Genomic DNA, 26,172 nt, shown 5'->3' with positions numbered 1-26,172 from the left:
GGTCGTCCTCGCGCTCCGGGGGTCCTGCAGGACCTCCGGAGCGCGAGGAACACCCATCAAGCGACGGCGGACTGGCGGGGACTCCTCCGCAGCGCGGTGACGGCGAGGTCGGGCGAGTCGGTGATCAGCCCGTCCAGGCCCAGGTCCAGCAGGTGCCGGGCGTCGGCGACGGCGTCGCCGCGGGCGCCGGGCCGGTTCCCGCGGCGCCGCTGCTCGGGCAGGAACGCGTTCTCCGCCCGCAGCGTCCAGCAGAAGACCGACAGCGCGGCGCGGTGGGCCTCCTCGACCAGGCGGCACCCCCGCGCGTCGGCGCCGCAGGCCGTGAGGATCCGTCGGCGGCTGGGTGCGATGCCCTGCGCGTAGGTGGAGATCTCGCGCAGCCCGGCGAGGCCGACCATGCGGTCGCCCTCGGCGCCGTCGTCGACGAGCTGGACCAGCCGGGGGCCGTTCTCGCCGAGCCGGGCGCGCAGGTCGCGCAGCAGCCCGGCGTCGAACGACTGGACGATCACCGGGCCCGCGGCGGAGGCGACGCCGAGCCGGCGCAGCTCGGCGGCCGCCAGGGCCGACAGCGTCGGGCCGGAGCCGTCCGGCCAGGTCACGTTCTTGAGCTCGACCAGCACCTCGATGCGACGGGTGGGGGTGGAGCGGCGCCGGGCCAGGTGGACGACCTCGGCGAGGGTCAGGATGCCGAACCGGCCGTCGTAGGCGGTGTTCAGCGGCCGCAGGGAGGGCATCCGCTCGACGGCGCGCAGGGTGCGCAGCTCGGCGAGCGTGAAGTCCTCGGTGAACCAGCCGGTCACCTCCTTGCCCTTGACCGTGCGCGTGGTGCGCCGGTCGGCGAAGGCCGCGCGGTCGGCCACGTCGGTCGACAGCGAGAGCTCGCTCTCGTGGCGGACCACGAGGACCCCGTCGCGGCTGACCACGACGTCGGGCTCGATGAGGTCGGCGCCCATGTCGATCGCCAGCTCGAAGCTGGCGGCCGTGTGCTCGGGGCGGTAGGCGGGGGCACCGCGGTGCCCGATGACGACGGGCCGGGGAAGGCGTGTCACAGGCGGCATGGCCAGCGACTCGGTCGCGTGCATGGATCCCACAACACATCAATCGGATGGCCGATGGGCGAACTGAAGGGAACGTGTTGCGCACGATCGGAAACACAGCGTGTTGACCTGCGACGGTTCACCGGCTCAGTGACCCATGTCACACAGTGTGCACCAGGGAGCGGCGCGACGCCGGGTGAGCCGCGTCGTCCCGTCCGCCCCGCTCGTCACGCGTGTCGCGCCCAGGGGCCGGTTCGGGCCGCGCAATTCGGATGACACCGCACCCGACCGGCGCCCACCATCGGCGACGTGAACCCCCTGTCGTCCCTGGGCTGGCGCCCCGAGCTGGCGGAGCACCTGCTCCCGGGCACGGTGCCCGCCCGGGTGGCGCGGGTCGACCGCGGCCGGCTGGCGGTCCTCGCCGCCGACGGCGAACGGCGCGTGCACCCCGGCGCCGGCCTGCACGCCGACCCGGCGCTGGGCGGTCCCGCGGTGGGCGACTGGGTGGCGCTGCGGGGCGAGCTGGCCGTCGCCCTCCTGCCCCGGACCAGCGCGTTCGTGCGCACGGGCGCGGGCCGCACGTCCACGGCGCAGGTGGTCGCGGCGAACCTCGACGTCGTCCTCGTGGTGGACGCGCTGACGGCCGATCCGCGCCTGCGCCGCGTCGAGCGCTACCTCGCCGTCGCCTGGAGCAGCGGCGCGACGCCCGTCGTCGTCCTCACGAAGGCCGACCTCTGCGACGACGTCGCCGCCGGGGTCGAGGCGGTGCGCGAGGACGCCCTGGGGGTGGAGGTGCTCGCGGTCAGCTCGTGGACCGGCGAGGGGCTGGACGCCGTCGGCGGACTGCTCGGTCCGGGCCGGACGGCGGCGATGGTCGGGCCGTCGGGGGTCGGGAAGTCCAGCCTGCTCAACGCGCTGGCAGGGGACGCGGTCGCAGGCACCCGCGAGATCCGCGGGGACGGGCGCGGCCGGCACACCACGACCGCCCGCGAGCTGCACCTGCTGCCCGGAGGGGCGCTGCTGGTCGACACCCCGGGCATGCGAGAGCTGGCGCTGCACGACGACGCCGCGGGGGTGGCGGCCACCTACGCCGACGTCGCCGACCTGGCCCAGGACTGCCGGTTCCGGGACTGCGGCCACGGCGGCGAACCCGGGTGCGCGGTGGCCGCCGCCATCGACGACGGCCGGCTCGACCCGGCCCGCTTCCTCGGCTGGCGGAAGCTGCAGGCCGAGCAGCACCGCCAGCTGCTGCGCGTGGACGCCCGCGCCCGGGCGGAGGAGCGGGCCCGGCTCCGCGCCCTGCACCGCTCCCTGCGCGACCAGCCGTACAGAACGCGCTGACCCGTCGTCGGTAGCGTTCGGCGGGTGCGCGTCCTGGTGATCGGCTCCGGTGCCCGGGAGCACGCCCTGTGCGTGGCTCTGACCTCCGACCCCACTGTCGAGGCGCTGGCCTGCGCGCCCGGCAACGCGGGCACCCGCGCGCTCGCCGAGCCGCACCCCGTCGACGTCCGCGACCCCGAGGCGATCGCCGCCCTGGCGCGGGAGTGGCGGGCCGACCTCGTCGTCGTCGGCCCCGAGGTCCCGCTCGTGGCCGGCGCGGCCGATGCGGTCCGGGATGCCGGCATCGCCTGTTTCGGCCCGTCGGAGCAGGCCGCCCAGCTGGAGGGCAGCAAGTCCTTCGCCAAGCACGTGATGACCGCGGCCGGCGTGCCCACGGCGCAGGCCTGGCCGGTCGGCGGTCCGGCCGAGCTGGAGACGGCGCTGGACGAGGTGGCCGCGCTGACCGGCGGGGCGCCCTGGGTGGTCAAGGACGACGGCCTGGCCGCCGGCAAGGGCGTGCTGGTGACCCCCGACCGCGACGCCGCGCTGGCGCACGGCCGCGCCGTCCTGGACGCCGGGGGAGCGGTGTTGGTCGAGGAGTTCCTCGACGGCCCCGAGGTGTCGCTGTTCGCCGTCACCGACGGGACGACGGTGCTGCCGCTGGTGCCCGCGCAGGACTTCAAGCGCCGGGACGACGGCGACGGCGGCCCGAACACCGGTGGCATGGGCGCCTACGCGCCGCTGCCCTGGGCGCCGGCCGGGCTGGTCGACGAGGTGCTCGCCGCGGTGCTGCAGCCGACCGTCGACGAGATGGCCCGCCGTGGCGAGCCGTTCAGCGGTCTGCTCTACGCGGGCCTGGCCCTGACCTCCCGCGGCGTGCGGGTGGTGGAGTTCAACGCCCGCTTCGGCGACCCCGAGACCCAGGTCGTGCTGCCGCTGCTGGCGACGCCGCTGGCCGGCCTGCTGCACGCCGCGGCGACCGGCACCCTCGCCGCCCACCCGCCGCTCGAGTGGCGCGCCGGGTCCGCCGTCACCGTGGTGGTCGCCGCGGCCGGATACCCGGAGGCGCCGCGCACCGGCGACCCGGTGACCGGTGCCGACGGCGAGGGCGTGCTGCACGCCGGCACGGCCCTGGCCGACGACGGCACCGTGGTCTCGGCAGGTGGCCGGGTGCTGGCGGTGACGGCGGTGGGCGACGACCTCGCCGCCGCCCGGCAGGCCGTCTACGAGCGGGTGGCCGGCGTGCGGCTGGCCGACGCCCACTGGCGCACCGACATCGCGCTGGCCGCCGTCGAGGGGCGGATCTCCCCGCCGGAGGCCTGACCCGCGCGGGCGGCCCTTCCCGTCCCGGCCGGCTCGGCGCACGCTGGCCGTCGCACGGGGACGACTCCTGAGCCAGGGGATGGGGAACCCTCATGACCGCGCCGCACGCGATGGACCCGACCTTCTACCGCACCCCGTCGGAGGCCATCGCGGCGCCGGCCGAGCAGCTGGCCTACGTGGTCGCCTTCGACCGCGCGGGGCAGAAACCGGACGCGCTCACGATCGTGGACACCGATGCCGCCTCCCCGACGTACGGCCGGATCGTCGGCTGGACCGACCTGCCGACCGTCGGCGACGAGCTGCACCACTTCGGCTGGAACGCCTGCTCCAGCGCGCTGAAGCACCAGGGCCACGACATGGGCGCCGACGGGCTGCAGCGCCGCTACCTCCTGCTGCCCGGGCTGCGCAGCTCGAACCTGCACGTCTACGACACCCACCCCGACCCGCGGAACCCCGTCCTGCACAAGACGGTCGGGGCGAAGGAGCTGGCGGAGAAGGCCGGCTACTCGCGGCCGCACACGCTGCACTGCGGCCCGGACGGTGTGTTCCTGACCTGCCTGGGCGGCGCGAACGGCAACGGCGAGGGTCCGGGTGGCATCGCGCTGCTCGACCACAGCACCTTCGACGTCCTCCGCGCCTGGGAGACCGACCGCGGCCCGCAGTACCTGGCCTACGACGCCTGGTGGCACCTGAACCAGAACCCGCTGGTCTCCAGCGAGTGGGGCACCCCGGCGATGGTGGAGAACGGGCTCGTGCCCGAGCTGCTGCTGGGTGGCGAGTACGGGCACCGGCTGCACTTCTGGGACCTCGCCGAGGGCCGCAACCTGCAGACCGTCGACCTCGGCGTTGAGCACCAGATGGTGCTGGAGCTGCGCCCCTTCCACGATCCCGACGCCACCTGGGGCTTCGTCGGCGTGGTCGTGTCGACGGCGGATCTGTCCGCCTCGGTGTGGCGCTGGTTCCGCGACGGCGAGCGGTGGCAGGTCGAGAAGGTCATCACCATCCCGGCCGAGCCGGCCGATCCCGCCGACCTCCCTCCGGCGCTGCAGCCGTTCGGCGCGGTGCCGCCGCTGGTCACCGACATCGACCTCTCGGTCGACGACCGGATGCTGTACGTCTCCTGCTGGGGCACCGGCGAGCTCAAGCAGTACGACGTCGCGGACCCGGCGCACCCGCGCGAGGTCGGCTCGGTGCACCTGGGCGGGATCGTCCGGCAGTCCGACCACCCGGCGGCGCCGGGCGAGCCGCTGGCCGGCGGGCCCCAGATGGTCGAGGTCAGCCGCGACGGCCGCCGGATCTACCTGACCAACTCGCTCTACGGCGCGTGGGACGACCAGTTCTTCCCGGCCGGCGTCGGCTCCTGGATGGCCAAGGTCGACACCGACCCCGCGGCCGGCGGGCTCACCCTGGACGAGCGGTTCTTCCCGCACGGCGACGACTGGCGGGGCCTGCGCCCGCACCAGACCCGGCTGCAGGGCGGGGACGCCTCGTCGGACTCCTACTGCTACCGCTGAGGATCGGGGGGTGTTCGTCATCCCGCGGGCCCTCGGGGAGACTGTCCCCGTGCTGCGACGAGCTGACCGGTGCCCCGCATGATCGAGCGCTACACCCTCCCGGAGATGGGCCGCGTCTGGAGCGACGCGCACAAGTACGAGCTGTGGTGCAGGGTCGAGACCCTGGTGCTCGAGGCGCACGCCGCCGCCGGCCGGGTGCCCGCCGAGGTGGTGGAGCCGGTGCGCAACGCGCCCCCGCCCACCCCCGAGCGGGTCGCGGAGATCGAGGAGACGACGCAGCACGACGTCATCGCCTTCCTCACCGCCTGGGCCGACAACACCGAGCCGCGCTCGGCCGCCGCCTACGTGCACCACGGCATGACGTCGTCGGACCTGCTGGACACCGCACTCGCCGTGCAGCTCACCGACGCGACCGACGTCCTGCTCGAGAAGGCCGACCGGCTGGTCGCCGCGCTGCGCGACCACGGGCTGAAGCACCGCGACACGATCAAGGTGGGGCGCACGCACGGCGTGCACGCCGAGCCGGACGTGTGGGGGCACCGGGTCGCCGACCTGGCCTTCGCGATGGCCCGCTCGCGCGACCGGCTGCGGGCGGCGCGCGAGCGGGTCGGCGTCGTCGCCATCTCCGGCGCCGTCGGCACCTACTCGCTGATCGACCCGTCGGTCGAGGTGTACGTCGCCGACGCGCTGGGCCTGCGGCCCGCCGACGCCTCGACCCAGGTGGTCATCCGCGACTCGATCAGCGAGTGGGTGTCCGCGCTGGCGATCATCGCCACGGTCTGCGAGGCGATCGCGCTCGAGGTGCGGCACGGCCAGCGCACCGAGGTGCGGGAGCTCTCCGAGGCCTTCGGCGCGGGGCAGAAGGGCTCCAGCGCGATGCCGCACAAGAAGAACCCGATCCGTTCCGAGCGCATCGCGGGCCTCGCGCGCGTGGTGCGGGCGGCGATCGTGCCGGTGATGGAGGGCATCCCGCTGTGGCACGAGCGTGACATCTCGCACTCCTCCACCGAGCGGGTGTTCCTGCCCGACGCCGCGATCACCACCGACTACCTGCTGCACCTGACCACGGGCCTGGTCGAGAACCTCGTCGTGGACGCCGACCGGATGCGCGCCAACCTGGAGTCCACCGGCGGGCTGATCTACACGTCGTCGGTGCTGCTCGAGCTGGTCGAGGGGGGGCTGTCGCGGGAGGACGCCTACGCGCTGGTGCAGTCGGCGGCGATGGAGACGTGGAACTCCGGGACGCCGTTCCGATCCACCCTCCGCGACCGTGCCGCCGCCTCCGGCGTGACGCTGGACGAGGCGCGGCTGGACGAGATCTGCCGGCCCGAGCGCTACGTGGCCAACCTCGGCCCGCTGTTCGACCGGCTCGCGGCGCTGACGTGATCGATCTCCCGCTGGTCGCCCGCGGCAAGGTCCGCGAGGTCTACGACGCCGGCCCCGACCGCCTGCTGCTGGTGGCCTCGGACCGCATCTCGGCCTACGACTGGGTGCTGCCGACGCCGATCCCGGACAAGGGGCGGGTGCTCACCCAGCTGTCGGTGTGGTGGTTCGACCAGCTCGCGCCGGTGCTGGCGCAGTTCGGCGCCACCCACCACCTGGTGTCGGCGACCGACGTGCCGCCCGCGGTCGACGGCCGGGCGATGCTCGTGCGCCGGCTGGAGATGTTGCCGGTGGAGTGCGTGGCCCGCGGCTACCTCTCCGGTGGCGGCACCGCGGAGTACGAGCGCACCGGCTCGATCCGCGACGTCGTCCTGCCGGCCGGGCTGGTCGAGGGCTCGCAGCTGCCCGCGCCGGTGTTCACGCCGTCGACCAAGGCGGAGCTCGGCGAGCACGACGAGCCGATCGACTTCCCGCGGGTGGTCTCGCTGGTGGGCGCTGAGCGCGCCGAGGAGCTGCGCGAGCTGACGCTGGCGCTGTACCGGCGCGGGGCGGAGATCGCCCGGGACGCCGGCATCGTGCTGGCCGACACGAAGTTCGAGTTCGGCCTGGCCGACGGCTCGCTGGTGCTCGGCGACGAGGTGCTCACCCCGGACTCGTCCCGTTTCTGGCCGGCGTCGTCCTGGGCGCCGGGATCGGTGCAGCCCTCCTACGACAAGCAGTTCGTCCGCGACTGGCTGACCTCCTCAGGCTGGGACCGGGCCTCCGAGCCGCCGGAGCTGCCGGACGACGTCGTCGCCGCCACCCGCGAGCGCTACGTCACCGCCTACGAACGCCTCACCGGCACCCCCTTCACCTGACCCTCCTCCCCGCGAGATCTGCACACTCGGGGCTTTCAGGGTCCGTAAAAGCCCCGAGTGTGCAGATCTGGCGAGGGCTGTGGAAACGATCGGTGCTGCGGCGGCGGCTTCGGCACGCTTCTGCGGTGCCGCGACGACACCTCCCCACCCGACTCACGGGTCCGACGACCAGGCGCATGGCGCGCGAGGCCGGGATCAGCGACGAGGCGCTTCGTCGTCGCGACGTCGTCCGGCTGTCGCGGGACACGTACGTGCCCCGTGCGATCGCTGACGACCTGCGGACACGCATCGAGGCCGTGCTCCTCACGGCCCCGGACGGCGCGGTGGTCAGTCATCTCACTGCAGCCGGGATCTGGCGGATCGACCTACCGATCGTGGACGACGAGCGCGTGCACGTGACCGTCTCGACGGGGTCCGCGGTCCGGGGCCGGGCCGACCGGGTGATCCACAGGCGCCCGCTGGAGCCGGGCGAGGTCACCGTCGAGCGCGGGGTGCCGGTCACGTGCCTGCCGCGCACCTGGCGGGATCTCGCCGGTCTGCTCGAGCGGCCGGCGCTGCTCGCCGTCACCGACCAGGTCCTCGCTGCCGGCTGCTCGATGGAGGATCTGGAGCGGCAGTTGCGACTGCAGCCGTCCGGCCGGGGCGCAGCGCGGGCCCGCGACGTGCTGCCTGTCGGGGACGCCCGCTCGGAATCGGTCATGGAGTCGTGGACGCGGTGGCTGATCCACGACGCCCGGCTGCCGATGCCCGACCTGCAGGTGGACGTCCGCTCCGACCGGGGGATCTTCCTCGGCCGAGGCGACTTCGTCTGGCTCGAGCACAAGGTGCTCGTCGAGTTCGACGGTGATCACCACCGCGACCGGAAGACCTTCGTCGACGACCTCCGCCGGCAGAACGGTCTGGTCGCTGCCGGATGGACGATCCTGCGGTTCACCTCCGCGGACGTCCTCGGTCGTCCCGAGTACGTGATCGCGACCATCCGCGCCGCCCTCCGCTGACGAGATCTGCACACTCGGGGCTTTCAGGGCCCGCAAAGCCCCGAGTGTGCAGATCTCGGGAGGGCTGTGCGGAGGTGACGGGCGGCGGGACGGGGGATGTCGGGCGGCCGGTACGCTCGTCGACGTGTCCCGGGTGGTCGTCGACGTGGTCCTCAAGCCGGAGATCTCCGACCCCCAGGGGCAGGCGGTGCTCGGAGCGCTCGGCCGGCTGGGCCACGAGAGCGTGCGCAGCGTCCGCCAGGGCAAGCACTTCGTGCTCGAGGTCGACGGCACGCCCGACGAGGCCGAGCTGAAGCAGATCGCCGAGACGCTGCTGGCCAATCCGGTCATCGAGGACGTCGAGCTGCACCTCCCCACCGACTGAAGGACCGCACCTTGCGCATCGGTGTCATCACCTTCCCGGGCTCCCTGGACGACGTCGACGCCGCCCGCGCGGTGCGGCTCGCCGGTGGTGACCCGGTCGCCCTCTGGCACGGCGACCACGACCTCAAGGACGTCGACGCCGTCGTCCTCCCCGGTGGCTTCTCCTACGGCGACTACCTGCGCGCCGGCGCCATCGCCGCGCGCTCGCCGCTGATGCAGGACGTCGTCAGCGCGGCGAAGCAGGGCCTGCCGGTGCTGGGCATCTGCAACGGCTTCCAGGTGCTCTGCGAGGCCGGCCTGCTGCCCGGTGCGCTGACCCGCAACAGCCACCTGCACTTCCGCAACCGCGACCAGCTGCTCCGCGTCGAGCGCACCGACACCGCCTGGACCAGCGACTACGCCGACGGCCAGGAGATCCTCATCCCGGTCAAGAACGGCGAGGGCCGCTACGTGGGCTCCGACGCCGACCTCGACCGGCTCGAGGGCGAGAACCGGGTCGTCTTCCGCTACGTCGGCGGCAACCCCAACGGGTCCAGCCGCGACATCGCCGGCGTGACCAGCGAGAACGGCCGCGTCGTCGGGCTGATGCCGCACCCGGAGCACGCGGTCGAGGACCTCACCGGCCCGAGCACCGACGGCCTGGGCTTCTTCACGAGCGTGCTGAAGGCGGTCGTCAACGCATGATCGACACCGTCCAGAACGCAGAGAAGACCCCCGACGACGAGCAGCCGTACGCCGAGCTCGGGCTCAAGGACGACGAGTACGCCCGCATCCGCGACATCCTCGGCCGCCGCCCCACCACGGCCGAGCTCGCGATGTACAGCGTCATGTGGAGCGAGCACTGCTCCTACAAGAGCTCGAAGGTCCACCTGCGCCGCTTCGGCGACCTCCCGACGTCCGACGCGCTGCTCGTCGGCATCGGCGAGAACGCCGGCGTCGTCGACGTCGGCGACGGCTACGCGGTCACCTTCAAGGTCGAGAGCCACAACCACCCCAGCTACGTCGAGCCGTACCAGGGCGCGGCGACCGGCGTCGGCGGCATCGTCCGGGACATCCTGACCATGGGCGCCCGCCCGATCGCGGTCATGGACAGCCTGCGCTTCGGCCGCGCCGACGCCCCCGACACCGCCCGGGTGCTGCCCGGCGTCGTCGCCGGCGTCGGCGGCTACGGCAACTGCCTGGGCCTGCCCAACATCGGCGGCGAGCTGCTCTTCGACGAGTGCTACACCGGCAACCCGCTGGTCAACGCCCTGTGCGTCGGCGTGATGAAGCACGAGGACGTCCACCTGGCCAAGGCCGAGGGCGCCGGCAACAAGGTGATCCTGTTCGGCGCCCGCACTGGCGGCGACGGGATCGGCGGCGTCAGCGTGCTCGCCAGCGAGACCTTCGACGCCGAGGGCCCGGCCAAGCGCCCCGCCGTCCAGGTCGGCGACCCGTTCACCGAGAAGCTGCTCATCGAGGCCTGCCTCGAGCTGTTCGCCCAGGACCTGGTCACCGGCATCCAGGACCTCGGCGGTGCCGGCCTGTCCTGCGCCACGTCCGAGCTGGCCAGCGCCGGCACCGGCGGCATGCACGTCGACCTCGACGCGGTGCCGCTGCGCGACAGCACCCTGACGCCCGCCGAGATCCTGATGAGCGAGTCGCAGGAGCGCATGTGCGCGATCGTCGAGCCGGGCAAGGTCGAGCAGTTCCTCGCCGTCTGCCGCAAGTGGGACGTCCGCGCCGCCGTCATCGGTGAGGTCACCGACGGCGACCGGCTCACCGTCGACTGGCACGGCGAGCGGATCGTCGACGTCCCGCCGCGCACGGTCGCGCACGAGGGCCCGGTGTACGAGCGGCCGATGGCCCGCCCCGCCGACCTCGACGCCCTCCAGGCCGACGACCCCGCCCGCCTGCCCCGGCCCACCACGCCGGCCGAGCTGCAGGCGCACTGGCTGGCCGTCGTCAGCAGCCCGGACGGCGCGGACAAGAGCTGGGTCACCGAGCAGTACGACCGCTACGTGCGCGGCAACACCGTGCTCGCCCAGCCCGAGGACGCCGGCGTGGTGCGGATCGACGAGCAGTCGAACCGCGGCATCGCGCTCTCCCTCGACGGCAACGCCCGGTTCGCCCGCCTCGACCCCTACACGGGCGCGCAGCTGAACCTGGCCGAGGCCTACCGCAACGTCGCGGCCACCGGCGCGAAGCCGCTCGCGGTCACCAACTGCCTGAACTTCGGCTCGCCGGAGAACCCCGAGGTCATGTGGCAGTTCGCCGAGGCCGTGCGGGGTCTGGCCGACGGCTGCCGCGCCCTCGGCCTGCCGGTCACCGGCGGCAACGTGAGCCTCTACAACCAGACAGGCGACGTTGCCATCAACCCCACGCCGGTCATCGGCGTGCTGGGCGTGCACGAGGACGTCCGCACCCGCGTGCCGGCCGGCTGGCGGACGGCCGGCGAGACCGTGCTGCTGCTCGGCGAGACCCGGCCGGATTTCGGCGGCTCCGCCTGGGCGAGCGTCGTGCACGGCCACCTCGGCGGCCGCCCGCCGGCGCTGGACCTCGCGGCCGAGCGCACCCTGGCCGACCTGCTCGCCGCGCTCGCCAAGCAGGGGCTGGTCAGCTCCGCCCACGACCTGGCCGACGGCGGCCTGGCCCAGGCGCTCACCGAGTCGGCGCTGCGCTACGGCACCGGCGCCCGCCTCGCCCTGCCCGGCGACGCGTTCACCGCCCTGTTCAGCGAGTCCACCGCGCGCGTCGTCGTCACCACCGCCGACCCCGGCGGCGTGAAGCTGGCCGCCGAGTGGGCCGGCGTCCCGGTCACCGAGCTCGGGACGACGGGTGGCGACGCGCTCGCCGTCGAGGGCCTGCCGGAGCTGCCGCTGGCCGAGCTGCGCGCGGCGTGGACCGCCACCCTGCCGGCGCTGTTCGGCGGCCCGGAGCACAGCACCCCGCTCACCGTCCCGGCGGGCGCCGTCCCGACCAGCTGATGGCCGGCACCGCGCCCATCCCCGCCGACGAGCTGCGCGCCGCCCTCGAGCCGGTGCGCGCCTGGCTCGACGACGAGGGCGAGCGCCCACCGCGGGCCGTGGTGGGCGCGGCGGTGAAGACCAGCGCGCGGTGGCTCGCCCAGCAGGTGCCCGGCCGGTCGGTCGAGCTGCGGGTGCCCCCCCACGTCGCCGTCCAGTGCATCGAGGGGCCGCGGCACACCCGGGGCACCCCGCCCAACGTCGTCGAGACCGACGCCGCCACCTGGCTGCGCCTGGCCAGCGGCCGGCTCACCTGGGCCGACGCCGTCGCCGAGGGGAAGGTCAGCGCCAGCGGCAACCGCGCCGACCTCTCCGGGCTGCTGCCGCTGCGGCCGCTGACCCGCCCCTGATCGCCGTCGGGCATGCTCGGACCGCGGGCGGACCGGCCGCCGGGTACGGAGGTGTCATGCAGGCGTCGTTCACGCCCGACGGGGACCTGCTGGTGCCGACGGCGACCGCGGCCAGCCCCTGGTCGGACGAGATGGTCAACGGCCACCACATCGGCGGCCTCGTGGCGTGGGGCGTGCAGCGCGACGAACCCGACCCCGGGCTCCAGCTGTCCCGCCTGACCGTCGACATGGTCCGGGCGGTCCCGATGCGCCCGCTGCGCGTCGAGACGAGGCCCGGCCGGGAGGGACGCCGGCTGCGGGTGCTGGACGTCAGCGTCCTGGACGGCGACGTCGAGGTGATCCGCGGCTCGGCGCTGCTGCTCCGCCGCGCCGAGCACCCCGACGCCGACCCGTGGGCGCCCGAGCCCTGGGACGTGCCGCCGCCGGAGCAGATCGAGGGCCCGGCGGGCGGGCCGATGGCGTGGGAGATCCGCCGGATCACGCCGTGGGGCGACGGCGGCCCGGGCAAGGTGTGGATGCGGGAGACGGCGGAGTTCGTCGCGGGCGAGCCGCTCACCCCGATGCTGCGCGCCGCGCTGATGGCCGACTTCACCAACCCGCTGGCCAACTCCGGCACCGACGGCCTGGCGTTCATCAACGTCGACGTCACGATGTACCTGACCCGCGACCCGCGCGGGGAGTGGATCGGCATGGAGAGCACCGGCCACCTCGGCGCCGACGGCATCGGGTTCGGCACCACGTGGATGTACGACCGGGAGGGCCGGATCGGCCACTGCGTCGCCGCGGCGCTGCCCGATCCGCGGATCCAGGCCCGCCACCGGTGAACGCACGACGCCCCCGCCCGCAGGTGCGGACGGGGGCGTCGAGGAGCGCGCCGCGGGCGGGCTCAGCCGCCGAACAGCGAGCTGGCCGTCTTCACGGTCTGGTAGAGGCCGTAGGCCAGCGGGACGCCCACGAAGGTCCACGCGAACGCGATGAGCGCCGCGGGCGTGTGGGTGGGCTGCCGGTTGCCGGCCGGGGTGCCGGTCGAGGCGGAGGAGCTCATCGGACGGCGCTCGCTTCCTTGGTCTCGGGGGTGGGGGCGGAGGCCGGCTCGTGCCACTTGTCGGCGACCGGCTTGACCAGCAGATTGGCGACGAACCCGATCGCCAGCAGGCCGACCATGATGAACAGCGCCGGCCGGTAGTCGCCCGCGACCAGCTCACCGGGCTCGCCCTCGGCCATGTCGAGCACGCCGTTGACGATCAGCGGGCCGGCGACCCCGGCGGCCGACCAGGCGGTCAGCAGCCGGCCGTGGATGGCACCCACCTGGTAGGTGCCGAACAGGTCGCGCAGGTAGGCCGGGATGGTGGCGAAGCCGCCGCCGTAGAAGGAGATGATCACCGCGGCGGTGATCACGAAGATCCAGGTCGCCGAGCTGCCGAGCGTCGCCAGGATCAGGTACAGGACGATGCCGACGCCGAGGTAGACCATGTAGATCGGCTTGCGGCCGATGTAGTCCGACGTCGACGACCAGACGAACCGCCCGGCCATGTTGAACAGCGACAGCACGCCGACGAAGCCGGCGGCCGCGGTCGCGGCGACGGCCGAGGACCCTCCGTCGCGGAAGAAGTCCTGGATCATCGGTGCCGCCTGCTCGAGGATGCCGATGCCGGCAGTCACGTTGCAGAACAGCACGATCCACAGCAGCCAGAACTGCGGCGTCTTGATGGCGTTGGCCGCCGAGACGCTGCTCGTGGTCACCAGCGCCTTCTGCTTGACCGTCGAGGGGTCGAACCCGTCGGGCTTCCAGCCGTCGGCGGGCACCCGCACGATGAAGGCGCCGAACATCATGTAGACGAGGTAGACGATGGCGAAGGTCAGGAAGAGCTTGGCCACCGCGTCGCCGCTGGCCACGTTCGCGCCCGGGCCGCTGGCCACGTAGTCCGGGTCGTAGAAGGCCATCAGCTGGCGGGACAGCGGCGTCGCGATGAGTGCGCCACCACCGAAGCCCATGATCGCCATGCCGGTGGCCAGGCCCGGGCGGTCGGGGAACCACTTGATCAGCGTCGACACCGGCGAGATGTAGCCGATGCCCAGGCCGATGCCACCGATGACGCCGTAGCCCAGGTAGACCAGCCACAGCTGCTCGCTGGCGATGCCGAGCGAGCCGACCAGGAAGCCGGTCACCCAGAAGACGGCCGAGGTGAACATCGCCGCGCGCGGGCCGTTGCGGTCCACCCAGGTGCCGAACAGGGCGGCGGAGAGGCCGAGCATGACGATCGCGATCGAGAAGATGATCCCGATCGAGGTGAGAGTGGCGTCGAAGTGCGCGACCAGCGCGGTCTTGTAGACGCTGGTCGCGTACGCCTGGCCGATGCACAGGTGGACGGCGAGAGCGGCCGGTGGGATCAGCCACCGGTTGAAGCCCGGCCGGGCGACGATGCGCTCGCGGGCCAGGAAGGCGGGAACGGCCACGGGTCGGACCTCCGGAGGCGGGACGCGGCGCGGCCGGTCGGACGCACCGGGGCTGCTCCGGTGGTGCCGGTCACAGCCGGAGGAGAACCTACGTCGCCCCGCTAGTACTCGCGCGTTCAACGGCCGACCGTGTCCCACGCGTGACCTGGTGTGAGCGCCGAGGGCCGCCGGGGCGGGCCGCGCCTCCCCGCATAGGCTCGGGCCATGGCCTACGAGGTGAGGGGCGTCGTCGCCCGCAGCAAGGGTGCGCCGGTCACGATCGAGACGATCCTGGTGCCCGATCCCGGCCCGGGCGAGGCGGTCATCGACATCGCGGCGTGCGGGGTCTGCCACACCGACCTGCACTACCGGGAGGGCGGCATCAATGACGACTACCCGTTCCTGCTCGGCCACGAGGCCGCCGGCACGGTCGCCGCGGTGGGCGAGGGCGTCACCAACGTGGCGGTGGGCGACTACGTCGTCCTCAACTGGCGGGCGGTCTGCGGGCAGTGCCGCGCCTGCCTCAAGGGCGAGCTCAAGTACTGCTTCAACACCCACAACGCCGCGCAGAAGATGACGCTGGCCGACGGCACGGAGCTCTCCCCGGCGCTGGGCATCGGAGCGTTCGCCGAGAAGACGCTGGTGCACTCGGGCCAGTGCACGAAGGTCGACCCGGCCGCCCCGCCGGCGTCCGCGGGTCTGCTCGGCTGCGGCGTCATGGCCGGTGTCGGTGCGGCCATCAACACCGGCGCCGTGCAGCGCGGCGAGAGCGTCGCCGTCTTCGGCTGCGGCGGGGTCGGCGACGCCGCCATCGCCGGCGCGAAGCTCGCCGGCGCGACGACGATCGTCGCCGTCGACATCAGCGACACCAAGCTCGAGTGGGCGAAGACGTTCGGCGCCACCCACACGGTCAACTCGTCGCAGACCGACGCGGTCGAGGCGATCAAGGCCGCCACCGGCGGGTTCGGCGTCGACGTCGCGATCGACGCCGTCGGCCACCCGAAGGTGTTCGAGCAGGCCTTCTACGCCCGTGACCTCGCCGGCCGGGTCGTCATGGTCGGCGTCCCGACCCCGGGCATGGAGATCACCCTGCCGGCGATCGAGATCTTCGGCCGGGGCGGCGCGATCAAGTCCTCCTGGTACGGCGACTGCCTGCCCAGCCGCGACTTCCCGATGCTCATCGACCTGTACCTGCAGGGCCGCTTCGACCTCGACGCGTTCGTCTCCGAGACGATCGGGCTGGACGACGTCGAGGCCGCGTTCGAGAAGATGCACAGGGGCGAGGTCCTGCGCAGCGTGGTGGTCCTGTGACCGCCCGGATCGACAGGGTCGTCGTCAGCGGCGTCTTCTCCCTCGACGGCCAGGACTTCGACGTCGACAACAACGTGTGGCTCGTCGGGGACGACGACGAGGTGCTGGTGATCGACACCCCGCATGACGCCGCCCCGATCGTCGAGGCCATCGGCGGCCGGCGGGTGACCGCGATCGTGCTCACCCACGGGCACAACGACCACATCACCGCCGCCCCCGCGCTGCGCGAGGCCACCGGCGCCCCGATCTGGTTCCACCCGGCCGACCGGATGCTCTGGGACATGACGCACGCCGACGCGGCGCCGGACCACGACCTCGCCGCCGGCACGCGGTTCACCGTCGCCGGGACGACGCTGACCGCGCTGCACACACCGGGGCACTCGCCGGGCAGCACCTGCCTGTACGCCGCGGACCTCACCACGGTGTTCACCGGCGACACGCTGTTCTGCGGTGGGCCCGGCGCGACCGGCCGCTCGTTCAGCGACCACCCGACGATTCTGAGGTCGATCCGCTCGGAGCTGTTCAGCCTGCACGGCGACACCGTCGTGAGGACCGGCCACGGCGACGACACCACCATCGCCGCGGAGCTGCGCACCGTCCGCTGACCGCCTGGGGGTCAGGCGAGCGGCTCGCGGCGGGCGGCGGAGGCGAAGCCGAGCCAGGTGTGCCGGTTGCCCGCCCAGCACCAGCCGACCTTGGGGGCGCCCGTGCGCGCGTTCCCGTCCCGTCCGGTGCCGTTGCTGATCCACAGCGCGGGCGTGCGCGCGTCCAGCCGCCCGTCCGGACGGCGCAGCCGCGAGCCGATGGTCATGAAGCAGGCGTTGCGCGCCAGGACGTCGGGGCACTGCAGCAGCCAGGCGATGCCCTCGCCCAGCGTCAGCGGCGTCCGGTCGGCGCCGACGATCGCGGGCAGCGCCTCGTCCGGGCTCCAGCCGGCCATCGCGTCGCCGCGGTCCAGGCCGGCGACGGCGTAGACCGGGTCGTCCGGCAGGACGATGGGCGGCTGCGGCGCGAAGGCGTCCACGTCGGTCATGTCCTCGACGACGAAACCGGGCCGCCCGTCCAGGCACAGCAGCGGGGCCAGCACCGAGGGCGGGGCCAGCGCGGGGGAGACGACGAGCAGCGCGCCCTCGGTCGCGGCACCGGCGGCCGACCGCAGCTCGGCGGCGGCGAGGCCCGCGCGTTCGTGCACACCCAGGGCCACGAGGCGGTCGGCCTGCGCGGACGGGGAAGGCACGGGCCACGTGGCGGGGGCGGACGCGGACGGGACGGCGACGGGCACGGCGACCTCCGGGGCGACGGCGGACACGACTCAACGCGCGACCCGCTCGACCGGTTCCCGTGTGCGACACCGGCGATGAGCAGGGCGGACATGCCGGAGGGGTGACCGGATCCACCCCACCGGCGCCCGGGAACGGTCCCCGCGCCGGTACGGTGGGCGGGTGCCTCGCGGTGATGGACGGCTGACGCACGACCTCGACCCCCACTCTCCCGGACCCCAGGACGCCTGTGGCGTCTTCGGTGTCTGGGCGCCGGGGGAGGAGGTTGCGAAGCTGACCTATTTCGGTCTGTACGCCCTCCAGCACCGCGGTCAGGAGGCGGCCGGCATCGCGGTGTCCGACGGCACGTCCGTCGTCGTCTACAAGGACCTCGGGCTGGTCAGCCAGGTCTTCGACGAGGCGACGCTGGGCAGCCTGCGGGGCCACCAGGCGGTCGGCCACACCCGCTACTCCACGACCGGTGCCTCCACCTGGGAGAACGCGCAGCCGACGTTCCGCACGACCGAGGCCGGCACCGGCCTGGCGCTGTGCCACAACGGGAACCTGGTCAACACCGCCGAGCTGGCCGTCAAGGCCGCCGACGCCGGGGTGCCCGGTGCCTTCGTGGCGACCAACGACTCCGACCTGATCACCGCGCTCGTCGCTGCCCGCCCCGACCTCTCGGTCGAGGCCGCCGCGATGGAGGTGCTGCCGCAGCTGCGCGGCGCGTTCAGCCTCACGTTCATGGACGAGGACACCCTCTACGCCGCCCGCGACCCGCAGGGCGTGCGTCCGCTGGTGCTGGGCCGGCTGGAGCGAGGCTGGGTCGTGGCCAGCGAGACCGCCGCGCTGGACATCGTGGGCGCCTCGGTGGTCCGCGAGGTCGAGCCCGGCGAGCTGATCGCCATCGACGAGAACGGGCTGCGCAGCCAGCACTTCGCGCCGGCCCAGCCCAAGGGCTGCGTCTTCGAGTACGTCTACCTCGCCCGGCCGGACACCACGATCTCCGGCCGCGGCGTGCACGCGGCCCGGGTCGAGATCGGCCGCCGGCTGGCCCAGGAGCACCCGGTCGAGTCCGACCTGGTCATCCCGGTCCCGGAGTCGGGCACCCCGGCTGCCGTCGGCTACGCCCAGGCTTCGGGCATCCCGTACGGCCTGGGCCTGGTCAAGAACTCCTACGTCGGCCGCACGTTCATCCAGCCGAGCCAGACCATCCGGCAGCTGGGCATCCGGCTGAAGCTCAACCCGCTGCGCGACGTCATCCGCGGCAAGCGCCTGGTGGTCGTCGACGACTCGATCGTCCGCGGCAACACCCAGCGCGCCCTGGTGCGCATGCTGCGCGAGGCCGGCGCCGTCGAGGTGCACGTCCGCATCGCCTCGCCGCCGGTGAAGTGGCCGTGCTTCTACGGCATCGACTTCGCCAGCCCGGCCGAGCTGGTCGCCAACGGCCTGGACATCGACGGCGTGCGCGCCTCGATCAACGCCGACTCGCTCGGCTACGTCTCCGAGCAGGGGCTCATCGCCGCGACCGAGCAGCCGGCCAACCGGCTGTGCACCGCCTGCTTCACCGGGACGTACCCGATCCCGCTGGAGCAGCCCGAGGTGCTCGGCAAGCACGTGCTCGAGGGCATCGGCAACCGGGCGCTCACCGGCTGGACCGGTCAGCAGGCCGGTAGCGCCACGGTCCCCGGCGGCGCCGAGGACGCCCTGCTCCGCCCGTGACCGAGGGGACGTTCACCTACGCGGCCTCCGGCGTCGACATCGACGCCGGCGAGCGCGCGGTCACGCTGATGAAGGCCGCGGTCGAGAAGACCAACCGGCCCGAGGTGGTGGGCGGCCTGGGCGGCTTCGCCGGGCTGTTCGCCCTCGACGTGCAGAAGTACCGGAAGCCGCTGCTGGCCTCCTCCACCGACGGCGTCGGCACGAAGATCGCGCTGGCCCGGCAGCTGGACCGGCACGACACCGTGGGCATCGACCTGGTCGCCATGGTCGTCGACGACCTGGTCGCCTGCGGCGCCGAGCCGCTGTTCCTCCAGGACTACGTGGCCTGCGGCAAGGTCGTGCCGGAGCGGATCGCCGCGATCGTCACGGGCATCGCCGCGGGCTGCACGCTCGCCGGCGCGGCCCTGGTGGGCGGGGAGACCGCCGAGCACGGCGACCTGATGGACGCCGACGAGTACGACCTCGCCGCCACCGCCGTGGGCGTGGTGGAGGCCGACGCCGTCCTCGGCCCGGAGCGCGTGCGCGAGGGCGACGCCGTCGTGGCCATGGCGTCGTCCGGGTTCCACTCCAACGGCTACTCGCTGGTGCGCCGCGTCGTCGCCGCTGCCGGTCTGGACCTGCACGCCACCCCGGCCGGGCTCTCGCGCCCGCTGGGGGAGGAGCTGCTGGAGCCGACCCGCATCTACGCCCGCGACTGCCTGGCGCTGGTCGCCCGGCACGGCGTCGGGGCGGTGCACGCCTTCGCGCACATCACCGGCGGGGGCCTGGCCGGCAACACCGCCCGCGTCGTGCCGGACGGGCTCGAGGCGGTGCTGGACCGCTCGACGTGGGCGCTGCCCCCGGCGGTGCACCTGCTCGAGGAGCACGGCGTCCCCCGCGAGGAGTCCGAGCGCGCGTTCAACTGCGGGGTCGGCATGGTCGCCGCGGTCGCTCCGGAGGTAGCCGACGGCGTCGTCGCGCAGCTCACCGCCACGGGCGTGCCGTCCTGGGTGGCCGGCACGCTGCAGGAGCGCACGGACGCCACCGCCCCCGCCGCGCGCCTCGTCGGCACCTACCGCTGACCAGCGGACTTTCGGTACCGAAAGTCCCCGGAGGGCACACGAGAGCACCGCCTCCCCGAGGAAGGCGGTGCTCTCGCGTCAGAGGAGCAGGTTCAGCGTCGCCGCGTCAGCGGGTGGCGGCCCAGTCGTCTCCGGAGTCGTCGTCCGCCCAGCGGTCGGCGTACTCGTCGTCCTCATCCTCGTCGTCGTCGTCCGTGGCCGCGCTCGGCGCGGTGTAGGTCGACGACGACCCGGCCAACTCGCGCTGCAGCGCGGTGAGGTCGGTGTTGGGTGAGCTGTACTTGAGCTCACGGGCCACGCGTGTCTGCTTGGCCTTCGCTCGGCCGCGCCCCATTGGCTCGACCCCCTCGTTACCGGAGTACGGCGGCCCAGCCCGCGGCTGGACGGCCCGCGTGGCGACCCCGACTGAGTGACTGTGTCTCGGACAACCTTACGACACGCGTCCACGGTGAGCACACGTCCCCTCCCCCGGACGGGGACGCGCCCCGTCAGCCGGGCAGGCGGAGGGTGGCCAGCCGGCCGACCGAGCGCATGCGCTCCTCGGCGAGCCGGTCGGCCGCGACGACGGGCGGGACCCCCTCGGCGTCGGCCGCCCGGAACACCCGAAGGGCGACGTCGAAGATCCCTGCGGCCCGCGCCTGCGCCCGCGGGAAGGAGAAGCCGTGCCGCTCGTCCTCGACCTGGATGACGCCGCCGGCGTTCACCAGGTAGTCGGGGGCGTACAGGATCCCGCGGGCGACGAGCTGGTCGGCGATCTCGGGCGCGGCGAGCTGGTTGTTGGCGCCGCCGCAGACGATGCGGGCCGGCAGCGCGGCCACCGTGCCCGGGTCCAGCGCGCCGCCGAGGGCGCAGGGCGCGTAGACGTCGTGCGGCGTGCCGACCAGCTCGGCGGTGTCGGCCACGGCCCGCACCTGGGGGTGGCGGGCGCGCACCCGGTCGACCGCGGCGGCGTCAACGTCGGTGATGACGAGCTCGGCGCCGTCGGCCACGAGCAGGTCGACGAGCTCGGAGCCGACCTTGCCGACGCCGGCCACCGCCACGGTGCGGCCGGTCAGCGAGGGCTGCCCCCAGCAGTGCTCCGCGGCCGCCCGCATGCCCTGGAAGACGCCGTAGGCGGTGAGCACCGAGGAGTCGCCGCAGCCGCCGTAGGCCAGCGAGCGACCGTGCGCGAAGCGCGTCTCCCGGGCGACGACGTCGAGGTCGGCGTTGAAGGTGCCGACGTCGCAGGCCGTCAGGTAGCGCCCGCCGAGCGCCTCGACGAACCGGCCGTAGGCGCGCAGCAACGCCTCGGTCTTGTCCGTCCGGGGGTCGCCGATGATCACCGCCTTGCCGCCGCCGAGGTCCAGCCCGGCCAGGCTGTTCTTGTACGACATGGCCCGCGACAGGCGCAGCGCGTCGGCGACGGCGTCGTCCTCGGTGGCGTAGGGGTGGAAGCGGGTACCGCCCAGCGCCGGGCCCAGGGCCGTCGAGTGGACGGCGATGATCGCCCGGAGCCCCGATGCCGGGTCGCTGCAGAAGACGACCTGCTCGTGACCCGAGCGCAAGATCTCCACGCCCCGAGCCTAGGACGACGGCAGGCGGTCCCGGAGAGTCGCACCGGCCGGGCAGGAACTGCGCCGCGCGGCCAGGCATCATGTCCCGTTGGACACCCGGCGGAGGGCACCTCCGCAGCACACAGGAGGACTGCCATGCCCGCACCCAGGCGACTGCTCGCGATCGCGCTGGCCGCGCCGCTCCTGCTGGCGTCGTGCACCACCGACAGCAACGAGTCCGGCGGCGACGGCGGTGGCTCCGAGAGCGGCGGCGGCGGGGACGGCGACCTCAGCTTCTCGGTCATCACGCACGGCTCGGCCGGCGACGCGTTCTGGGACGTCGTGCAGAACGGCGCCGAGGCCGCCGGCGAGGACCTCGGCATCGACGTCGACTACCAGAGCGACGGCGACCCCACGCGCCAGGCGCAGCTCATCGACGCCGCGGTGAACCAGGGCGTGGACGGGATCGTGGTCTCGATGGCCAACCCCGACGCCCTCCAGGACTCGGTGGAGGCCGCGGTGGCCGCCGGCATCCCCGTGGTCACCATCAACTCCGGCGGCGACCGCTCGACGGAGTTCGGCGCCATCGGGCACGTCGGCCAGGACGAGGCGATCGCCGGCGAGGGCGCCGGTCGCGAGCTCGCCGAGGACGGCGCGCGCTCCGTGCTGTGCGTGATCCACGAGGCCGGCAACATCGGGCTCGAGCAGCGCTGCGACGGCGCCAGCACCGGGCTGGGCACCGAGGTCCGCACCCTGCAGGTCGACATCAACGACCTCACCGGGGCGCAGTCGACCATCACCTCGCAGCTGCAGAGCGACCCGGCGATCGACGCGGTGCTCACCCTCAACTCCGCCGTCGCCGCGGTGGCCGCCGAGTCCCTGGCCGACGCCGGCTCGGACGCCGCCGTCGCCACCTTCGACCTCAACCAGGACGTGATCAGCGGCATCCAGGACGGGTCGATCGCCTTCGCCGTCGACCAGCAGCAGTACGAGCAGGGCTACCTGCCGATCGTGATGCTGCAGCTCTACGCGGAGAACCTGAACACCGTCGGCGGCGGGCAGCCGGTGCTCACCGGCCCCGGCATCGTCGACTCCACGAACGTCGACGAGATCGCCGACCTCGCCTCGGCCGGCACGCGCTGAGCACCGCGGGGGCGCCGCAGCCGGTCGGCACCGGCGCGGCGGGCGAGCCGTCGACGCGGCGGGCCGACGAGCGGCTGAGCGCCGTCGGCCCGCTGCGCCGCCTGCTGGTCAAGCCGGAGCTCGGTGCGCTGGTCGGCGCCATCGCGGTCTTCGCCTTCTTCGCCGTGCAGTCCGACGTCTTCCGCTCCGCGCGGGGCATCGCCAACTGGCTGGATCCGGCCTCGACGCTCGGCATCATGGCGGTCGCCGTCGCCCTGCTGATGATCGGCGGGCGCTTCGACCTGTCGGCCGGCGTCATGACGGGGACGACGGCGCTGGTCGTGGCCATCGTCGCCGTCGAGTTCGAGCAGAACATCTGGGTGGCCATCGCCGTCTCGCTGGGAGTGGCCCTGCTGCTCGGCTTCTTCAACGGCTGGCTGGTCACCCGCACCGGCCTGCCCAGTTTCATCATCACGCTGGGCACCTTCCTGATGCTCCAGGGCCTCAACCTGGGCATGACGAAATACCTCACCGGCACGGTCACCGCCGGCGGGCTGGCCTCGGTGCCCGGGTACGCGAGCGCCGAGTGGGTCTTCGCCTCGCGCATGACGGTGCTCGGGGCCGAGGTGCGCGTCGCCGTCCTCTGGTGGGTGCTGTTCACCGCGCTGGCCACCTGGGTGCTGCTGCGCACCCGCTTCGGCAACTGGGTGTTCGCCACCGGCGGTGACGAGGTCGCGGCCCGCAACGTGGGCGTCCCGGCGCGGCGGACGACGATCACGCTGTTCATGACCACGGCGACGGCGGCCTGGTTCGTCGGCACCACGCTGGCGGTCCGGCTGACCTCCGTGCAGGCCAACACCGGCACCGGCCAGGAGCTCATCTACATCGTCGCGGCCGTCATCGGCGGCTGCCTGCTCACCGGCGGGTTCGGCTCGGCGATCGGCGCCTCGCTGGGTGCGCTGATCTTCGGCATGACCCAGCTCGGCATCCCCTACCTGCGCTGGGACGCCGACTGGTTCTACTTCTTCCTCGGCGCGATGCTGCTGCTCGCAGTGCTGGCCAACCGGCTGGTGCGCCGCTACGCAGAGGCGGCCCGCCGGTGACTCCCCTCCCCGCCCGACCGACGACCGACGCACCCCTGCTCGAGCTCCGCGACGTCGGCAAGGACTACGGCTCGGTCATCGCCCTCGACGGCGTCAGCACCACCGTGCGCGCGGGCGAGGTGACCTGCGTGCTGGGCGACAACGGGGCGGGCAAGTCCACGCTGATCAAGATCCTCGCGGGCGTGCACCGCGCCGACCGCGGGCAGTTGCTGCTGGACGGGCGGCCGGCCGACTTCGGCTCGCCCCGCGAGGCGCTGGACGCCGGCATCGCCACCGTCTACCAGGACCTCGCGATGATCCCGCTCATGGCGATCTGGCGGAACTTCTTCCTCGGCGCGGAGCCCACGAAGGGCCGGGGCCCGTTCCGGCGGTTCGACGCCGCGACGGCGAAGGAGACCACCCGCCGCGAGCTGGCCGCGATGGGCATCGACATCCGCGACCCCGACCAGCCGGTGGGCACGCTCTCCGGTGGTGAACGCCAGTCGGTGGCCATCGCGCGCGCGGTGCACTTCGGCGCCCGGGTGCTGATCCTGGACGAGCCCACCTCCGCCCTGGGCGTGAAGCAGGCCGGCGTCGTCCTCCGGTACGTGGCGCGGGCCCGCGACCGCGGGGTGGGCGTCGTGCTCATCACCCACAACCCGCACCACGCGCACCCGGTGGGGGACCGGTTCCTGGTGCTCAACCGGGGGCGCAGCCTGGGGTCGTTCGCGAAGGCCGACGTGAGCCGGGACGAGCTCACCCGGCTCATGGCCGGCGGCGCGGAGCTGGACCAGCTGGCGCACGAGCTGGAGCGCCCCGCCACCTGAGCTCGTCGGGCCAGTCGTCCGGCCGCGGTGCACGACCTCGACCCTGCGGTGCGGCAGCCGCCCTCGCCGTCGACCGCGCGGCTCGCTGCTCCACCGCGCGGTCGGGTGCGCGCCCACCCGACGGCGCCGGGCGAAGGCCCTCGCCGACCCGCCGTGTCGACATACCGACCGTGCCGTGGCGGTGACTGATCGAAGTTGGCGCGGCGTGTCCGAGGTTGCGCGTGTTGCCTATGTGACTGGCGGTGACGCTGCGACTCTCGTCGGGCACCACACCCCCTTCCCCTTCCCCGGGAGCCAGTCATGTTCCAGCGCCGTCCGTCGCCCGCGACGACCGAGCGCCCCGGCGCCCGCCGGCGCCGGCCGGCCCGTTCGGTCCGGTCCGGGCTGGTCGCGGTCCTGGCCGGAGCGACCCTCGTCGGCACCGCCGCCCCCGCGCTCGCCGTGCCGCCCCCGCCGCCCAACCCGACGGACAGCGAGATCGGCGCGGCCCAGTCGCAGCAGGACGCCGCCGCGGCCGAGGTCGGGCGCATCGCCGGGCTGGTGACCGCCGCGGAGGCCGAGCTGCAGCGCCTGGCCCTCCAGGCCGAGGCGGCCGGCACCGCGTACGAGGTGGCCAACGAGCAGCTGCAGGCCGCCCAGGCCGAGGCCGACCGCGCCGCCGCGCTGCTGGAGCAGGCGATGGCCGCCGTCGCCGCCGCCCAGGCGCGGATCGCGCACTTCTCCCGGGACAGCTACATGTCCGGATCGGCATTCAGCGGCGCGGCCGCGCTGCTGGACGCGCAGGGGCCGTCCCAGTTGATCGAGCGCGCCGCGATGCTGGAGTACGTGGGCGCCGACAAGGTCGACGTGCTGGCCGCGATGGAGACCGCCCGCATCGCCCAGGCCGCCGCAGAGGCCGACGCGCGCGCCGCCCGGGACGAGAGCGCCGCCGCCGAGGAGGCCGCGGAGGCGGCCAAGTCCGAGGCCGACGCGAAGGTCGCGGTCCAGCAGGGGGCGAAGGCGGAGATCGAGGCCCAGAAGGCCGTCTACGAGGAGCAGTACGACGCCGCGAACGTCGAGCTGCTGCGCCTGCAGGGCGCGCGGAACGCGCACCTGGCGTGGGAGCAGCAGAAGGCGGCCGAGGAGGCCGAGCAGCGGGCGGCCGCCCAGCGCGCCGCGGCCGAGGCCGCCGCGGCGGCGGCAGCGGCCCGCAACGGCGCGAGCGGGGGGTCCCGCGCATCCGGCGGCAGTGTGTCGTCGGGGTCCTACGTGCAGCCGACGTCGGGACGGGTGTCGAGCTGCTTCGGCCGGCGGTGGGGCACCTTCCACGGGGGCGTGGACATCGCCGCCCCCATCGGGACGCCGGTCTACAGCGCCCACTCCGGCGTGGTGCAGCGCGCCGGCACGGCCACCGGCTTCGGCTACGCCGTCTACATCCTGGGCGACGACGGCTACGTCACCGTCTACGGGCACGTGAACCGGTACTTCGTCCAGGCGGGGGAGCGGGTGCGGGCCGGCGAGGAGATCGCCGAGGTCGGCAACCGCGGGCAGTCCACCGGGCCGCACCTGCACTTCGAGGCACATCCGAACGGCGTGATGTACGGCGGGCAGGTCGACCCGGTCGACTGGCTCGACGCCCGCGGCATCCACCTCGGCGCGTGCTGACGCGGCACCGGGGCTAGCGTGCCCCG

Annotated in this window: 25 protein-coding genes; 19 read left to right on the top strand and 6 right to left on the bottom strand. The window is 73.9% G+C overall.

All coding sequences use genetic code 11. The annotated features are described in order from the left end of the window. Positions 1 to 56: 56 nt before the first annotated feature. Entirely contained in the window at positions 57 to 1,082 is a 1,026-nt protein-coding gene (locus tag DQ239_RS04965) for a glycerophosphodiester phosphodiesterase family protein (protein WP_113833261.1), read from the bottom strand. 264 nt (positions 1,083 to 1,346) lie between these two features. Between DQ239_RS04965 and rsgA the strand changes: the two genes are divergently transcribed. The 11 genes from rsgA to DQ239_RS04910 all read left to right on the top strand — a co-directional run bounded on the left by rsgA (position 1,347) and on the right by DQ239_RS04910 (position 12,974). Then, complete coding sequence (gene rsgA / locus DQ239_RS04960; protein ID WP_113833260.1) at positions 1,347 to 2,378, top strand: ribosome small subunit-dependent GTPase A; 1,032 nt, start codon at positions 1,347 to 1,349, stop codon at positions 2,376 to 2,378. Between the two features lie 24 nt (positions 2,379 to 2,402). Continuing rightward, complete coding sequence (gene purD, locus DQ239_RS04955; protein WP_113833259.1) at positions 2,403 to 3,680, top strand: phosphoribosylamine--glycine ligase; 1,278 nt, start codon at positions 2,403 to 2,405, stop codon at positions 3,678 to 3,680. Positions 3,681 to 3,772: 92 nt separating this feature from the next. Continuing rightward, the gene (locus tag DQ239_RS04950) at positions 3,773 to 5,194 is read left to right on the top strand and encodes a selenium-binding protein SBP56-related protein (protein ID WP_113833258.1); all 1,422 of its coding nucleotides are present in this window, start codon (positions 3,773 to 3,775) and stop codon (positions 5,192 to 5,194) included. A gap of 78 nt (positions 5,195 to 5,272) precedes the next feature. After that, positions 5,273 to 6,580 carry an adenylosuccinate lyase gene (purB, locus tag DQ239_RS04945; protein ID WP_113833332.1) on the top strand — a complete coding sequence of 436 codons (1,308 nt, stop codon included), beginning with the start codon at positions 5,273 to 5,275 and terminating at the stop codon, positions 6,578 to 6,580. Next, positions 6,580 to 7,434 carry a phosphoribosylaminoimidazolesuccinocarboxamide synthase gene (locus DQ239_RS04940; protein ID WP_113833333.1) on the top strand — a complete coding sequence of 285 codons (855 nt, stop codon included), beginning with the start codon at positions 6,580 to 6,582 and terminating at the stop codon, positions 7,432 to 7,434. The genes purB and DQ239_RS04940 overlap by 1 nt, the downstream gene beginning before the upstream one ends. Before the next feature lie 176 nt (positions 7,435 to 7,610). Then, positions 7,611 to 8,432, top strand: a complete 822-nt coding sequence (locus DQ239_RS04935; protein WP_113833257.1) for a DUF559 domain-containing protein — start codon at positions 7,611 to 7,613, stop codon at positions 8,430 to 8,432. 124 nt (positions 8,433 to 8,556) lie between these two features. Beyond that, entirely contained in the window at positions 8,557 to 8,796 is a 240-nt protein-coding gene (gene purS, locus DQ239_RS04930) for a phosphoribosylformylglycinamidine synthase subunit PurS (RefSeq protein WP_113833256.1), read from the top strand. 11 nt (positions 8,797 to 8,807) lie between these two features. Continuing rightward, a complete protein-coding gene (gene purQ, locus DQ239_RS04925; RefSeq protein ID WP_113833255.1) occupies positions 8,808 to 9,479 on the top strand; it encodes a phosphoribosylformylglycinamidine synthase subunit PurQ in 672 nt (223 codons plus the stop codon). Next, positions 9,476 to 11,761, top strand: coding sequence for a phosphoribosylformylglycinamidine synthase subunit PurL (purL, locus tag DQ239_RS04920; RefSeq protein WP_113833254.1), 2,286 nt, complete (start codon positions 9,476 to 9,478; stop codon positions 11,759 to 11,761). The genes purQ and purL overlap by 4 nt, the downstream gene beginning before the upstream one ends. After that, positions 11,761 to 12,150: a sterol carrier family protein gene (locus DQ239_RS04915; protein WP_113833253.1), complete on the top strand. Its 390-nt coding sequence runs from the start codon at positions 11,761 to 11,763 to the stop codon at positions 12,148 to 12,150. The genes purL and DQ239_RS04915 overlap by 1 nt, the downstream gene beginning before the upstream one ends. Before the next feature lie 56 nt (positions 12,151 to 12,206). Continuing rightward, positions 12,207 to 12,974, top strand: a complete 768-nt coding sequence (locus DQ239_RS04910) for a thioesterase family protein (RefSeq protein ID WP_113833252.1) — start codon at positions 12,207 to 12,209, stop codon at positions 12,972 to 12,974. A 62-nt stretch (positions 12,975 to 13,036) separates the two neighbouring features. Here the strand turns inward: DQ239_RS04910 and DQ239_RS20555 are convergent, their stop codons facing one another. After that, positions 13,037 to 13,195, bottom strand: a complete 159-nt coding sequence (locus tag DQ239_RS20555; RefSeq protein WP_199582628.1) for a hypothetical protein — start codon at positions 13,193 to 13,195, stop codon at positions 13,037 to 13,039. Then, positions 13,192 to 14,607 (bottom strand): OFA family MFS transporter, encoded by a 1,416-nt coding sequence (locus DQ239_RS04905; RefSeq protein WP_113833251.1) that lies wholly within the window; start codon positions 14,605 to 14,607, stop codon positions 13,192 to 13,194. Before DQ239_RS04905 ends, DQ239_RS20555 begins: the two co-directional genes overlap by 4 nt. 204 nt (positions 14,608 to 14,811) lie before the next feature. Between DQ239_RS04905 and DQ239_RS04900 the strand changes: the two genes are divergently transcribed. Together DQ239_RS04900 and DQ239_RS04895 are read left to right on the top strand one after the other, a co-directional pair. Next, positions 14,812 to 15,897: an S-(hydroxymethyl)mycothiol dehydrogenase gene (locus DQ239_RS04900; RefSeq protein ID WP_113833250.1), complete on the top strand. Its 1,086-nt coding sequence runs from the start codon at positions 14,812 to 14,814 to the stop codon at positions 15,895 to 15,897. Then, entirely contained in the window at positions 15,894 to 16,502 is a 609-nt protein-coding gene (locus DQ239_RS04895; protein ID WP_113833249.1) for an MBL fold metallo-hydrolase, read from the top strand. Before DQ239_RS04900 ends, DQ239_RS04895 begins: the two co-directional genes overlap by 4 nt. 11 nt (positions 16,503 to 16,513) lie before the next feature. On the opposite strand, the gene DQ239_RS04890 is transcribed toward DQ239_RS04895, so the two are convergent. Then, positions 16,514 to 17,134 carry a DUF5701 family protein gene (locus DQ239_RS04890; RefSeq protein ID WP_113833331.1) on the bottom strand — a complete coding sequence of 207 codons (621 nt, stop codon included), beginning with the start codon at positions 17,132 to 17,134 and terminating at the stop codon, positions 16,514 to 16,516. A 205-nt stretch (positions 17,135 to 17,339) separates the two neighbouring features. Here DQ239_RS04890 and purF point away from each other — a divergent pair, with 205 nt between their 5' ends. Further along, positions 17,340 to 18,878 (top strand): amidophosphoribosyltransferase, encoded by a 1,539-nt coding sequence (gene purF / locus DQ239_RS04885; protein WP_113833248.1) that lies wholly within the window; start codon positions 17,340 to 17,342, stop codon positions 18,876 to 18,878. Further along, on the top strand, positions 18,875 to 19,939 hold the full coding sequence (purM, locus tag DQ239_RS04880; protein WP_113833247.1) for a phosphoribosylformylglycinamidine cyclo-ligase: 1,065 nt from the start codon (positions 18,875 to 18,877) through the stop codon (positions 19,937 to 19,939). Before purF ends, purM begins: the two co-directional genes overlap by 4 nt. A 106-nt stretch (positions 19,940 to 20,045) precedes the next feature. On the opposite strand, the gene DQ239_RS04875 is transcribed toward purM, so the two are convergent. Continuing rightward, on the bottom strand, positions 20,046 to 20,273 hold the full coding sequence (locus DQ239_RS04875; protein ID WP_091769198.1) for a DUF3073 domain-containing protein: 228 nt from the start codon (positions 20,271 to 20,273) through the stop codon (positions 20,046 to 20,048). 154 nt (positions 20,274 to 20,427) lie between these two features. Continuing rightward, complete coding sequence (locus tag DQ239_RS04870) at positions 20,428 to 21,492, bottom strand: Glu/Leu/Phe/Val dehydrogenase dimerization domain-containing protein (protein WP_113833246.1); 1,065 nt, start codon at positions 21,490 to 21,492, stop codon at positions 20,428 to 20,430. A gap of 135 nt (positions 21,493 to 21,627) precedes the next feature. On the opposite strand from DQ239_RS04870, the gene DQ239_RS04865 reads away from it, so the two are divergent. From DQ239_RS04865 to DQ239_RS04850, 4 genes are all read left to right on the top strand, one after another. Beyond that, positions 21,628 to 22,614 carry a sugar ABC transporter substrate-binding protein gene (locus DQ239_RS04865; RefSeq protein ID WP_113833245.1) on the top strand — a complete coding sequence of 329 codons (987 nt, stop codon included), beginning with the start codon at positions 21,628 to 21,630 and terminating at the stop codon, positions 22,612 to 22,614. Positions 22,615 to 22,778: 164 nt separating this feature from the next. Further along, positions 22,779 to 23,696: an ABC transporter permease gene (locus tag DQ239_RS04860; RefSeq protein ID WP_233488757.1), complete on the top strand. Its 918-nt coding sequence runs from the start codon at positions 22,779 to 22,781 to the stop codon at positions 23,694 to 23,696. Further along, positions 23,693 to 24,502, top strand: a complete 810-nt coding sequence (locus tag DQ239_RS04855; protein ID WP_113833244.1) for an ATP-binding cassette domain-containing protein — start codon at positions 23,693 to 23,695, stop codon at positions 24,500 to 24,502. The genes DQ239_RS04860 and DQ239_RS04855 overlap by 4 nt, the downstream gene beginning before the upstream one ends. A gap of 300 nt (positions 24,503 to 24,802) precedes the next feature. Continuing rightward, positions 24,803 to 26,146: a M23 family metallopeptidase gene (locus DQ239_RS04850; RefSeq protein ID WP_113833243.1), complete on the top strand. Its 1,344-nt coding sequence runs from the start codon at positions 24,803 to 24,805 to the stop codon at positions 26,144 to 26,146. The last annotated feature ends 26 nt before the right edge of the window (positions 26,147 to 26,172 follow it).

It is taken from the genome of Blastococcus sp. TF02-09, from assembly GCF_003319105.1.
Classification (GTDB): Bacteria; Actinomycetota; Actinomycetes; order Mycobacteriales; family Geodermatophilaceae; genus Blastococcus.
Note: the sequence above shows the minus strand (reverse complement) of the source record. Positions and strands in the feature narration are given on the sequence as shown.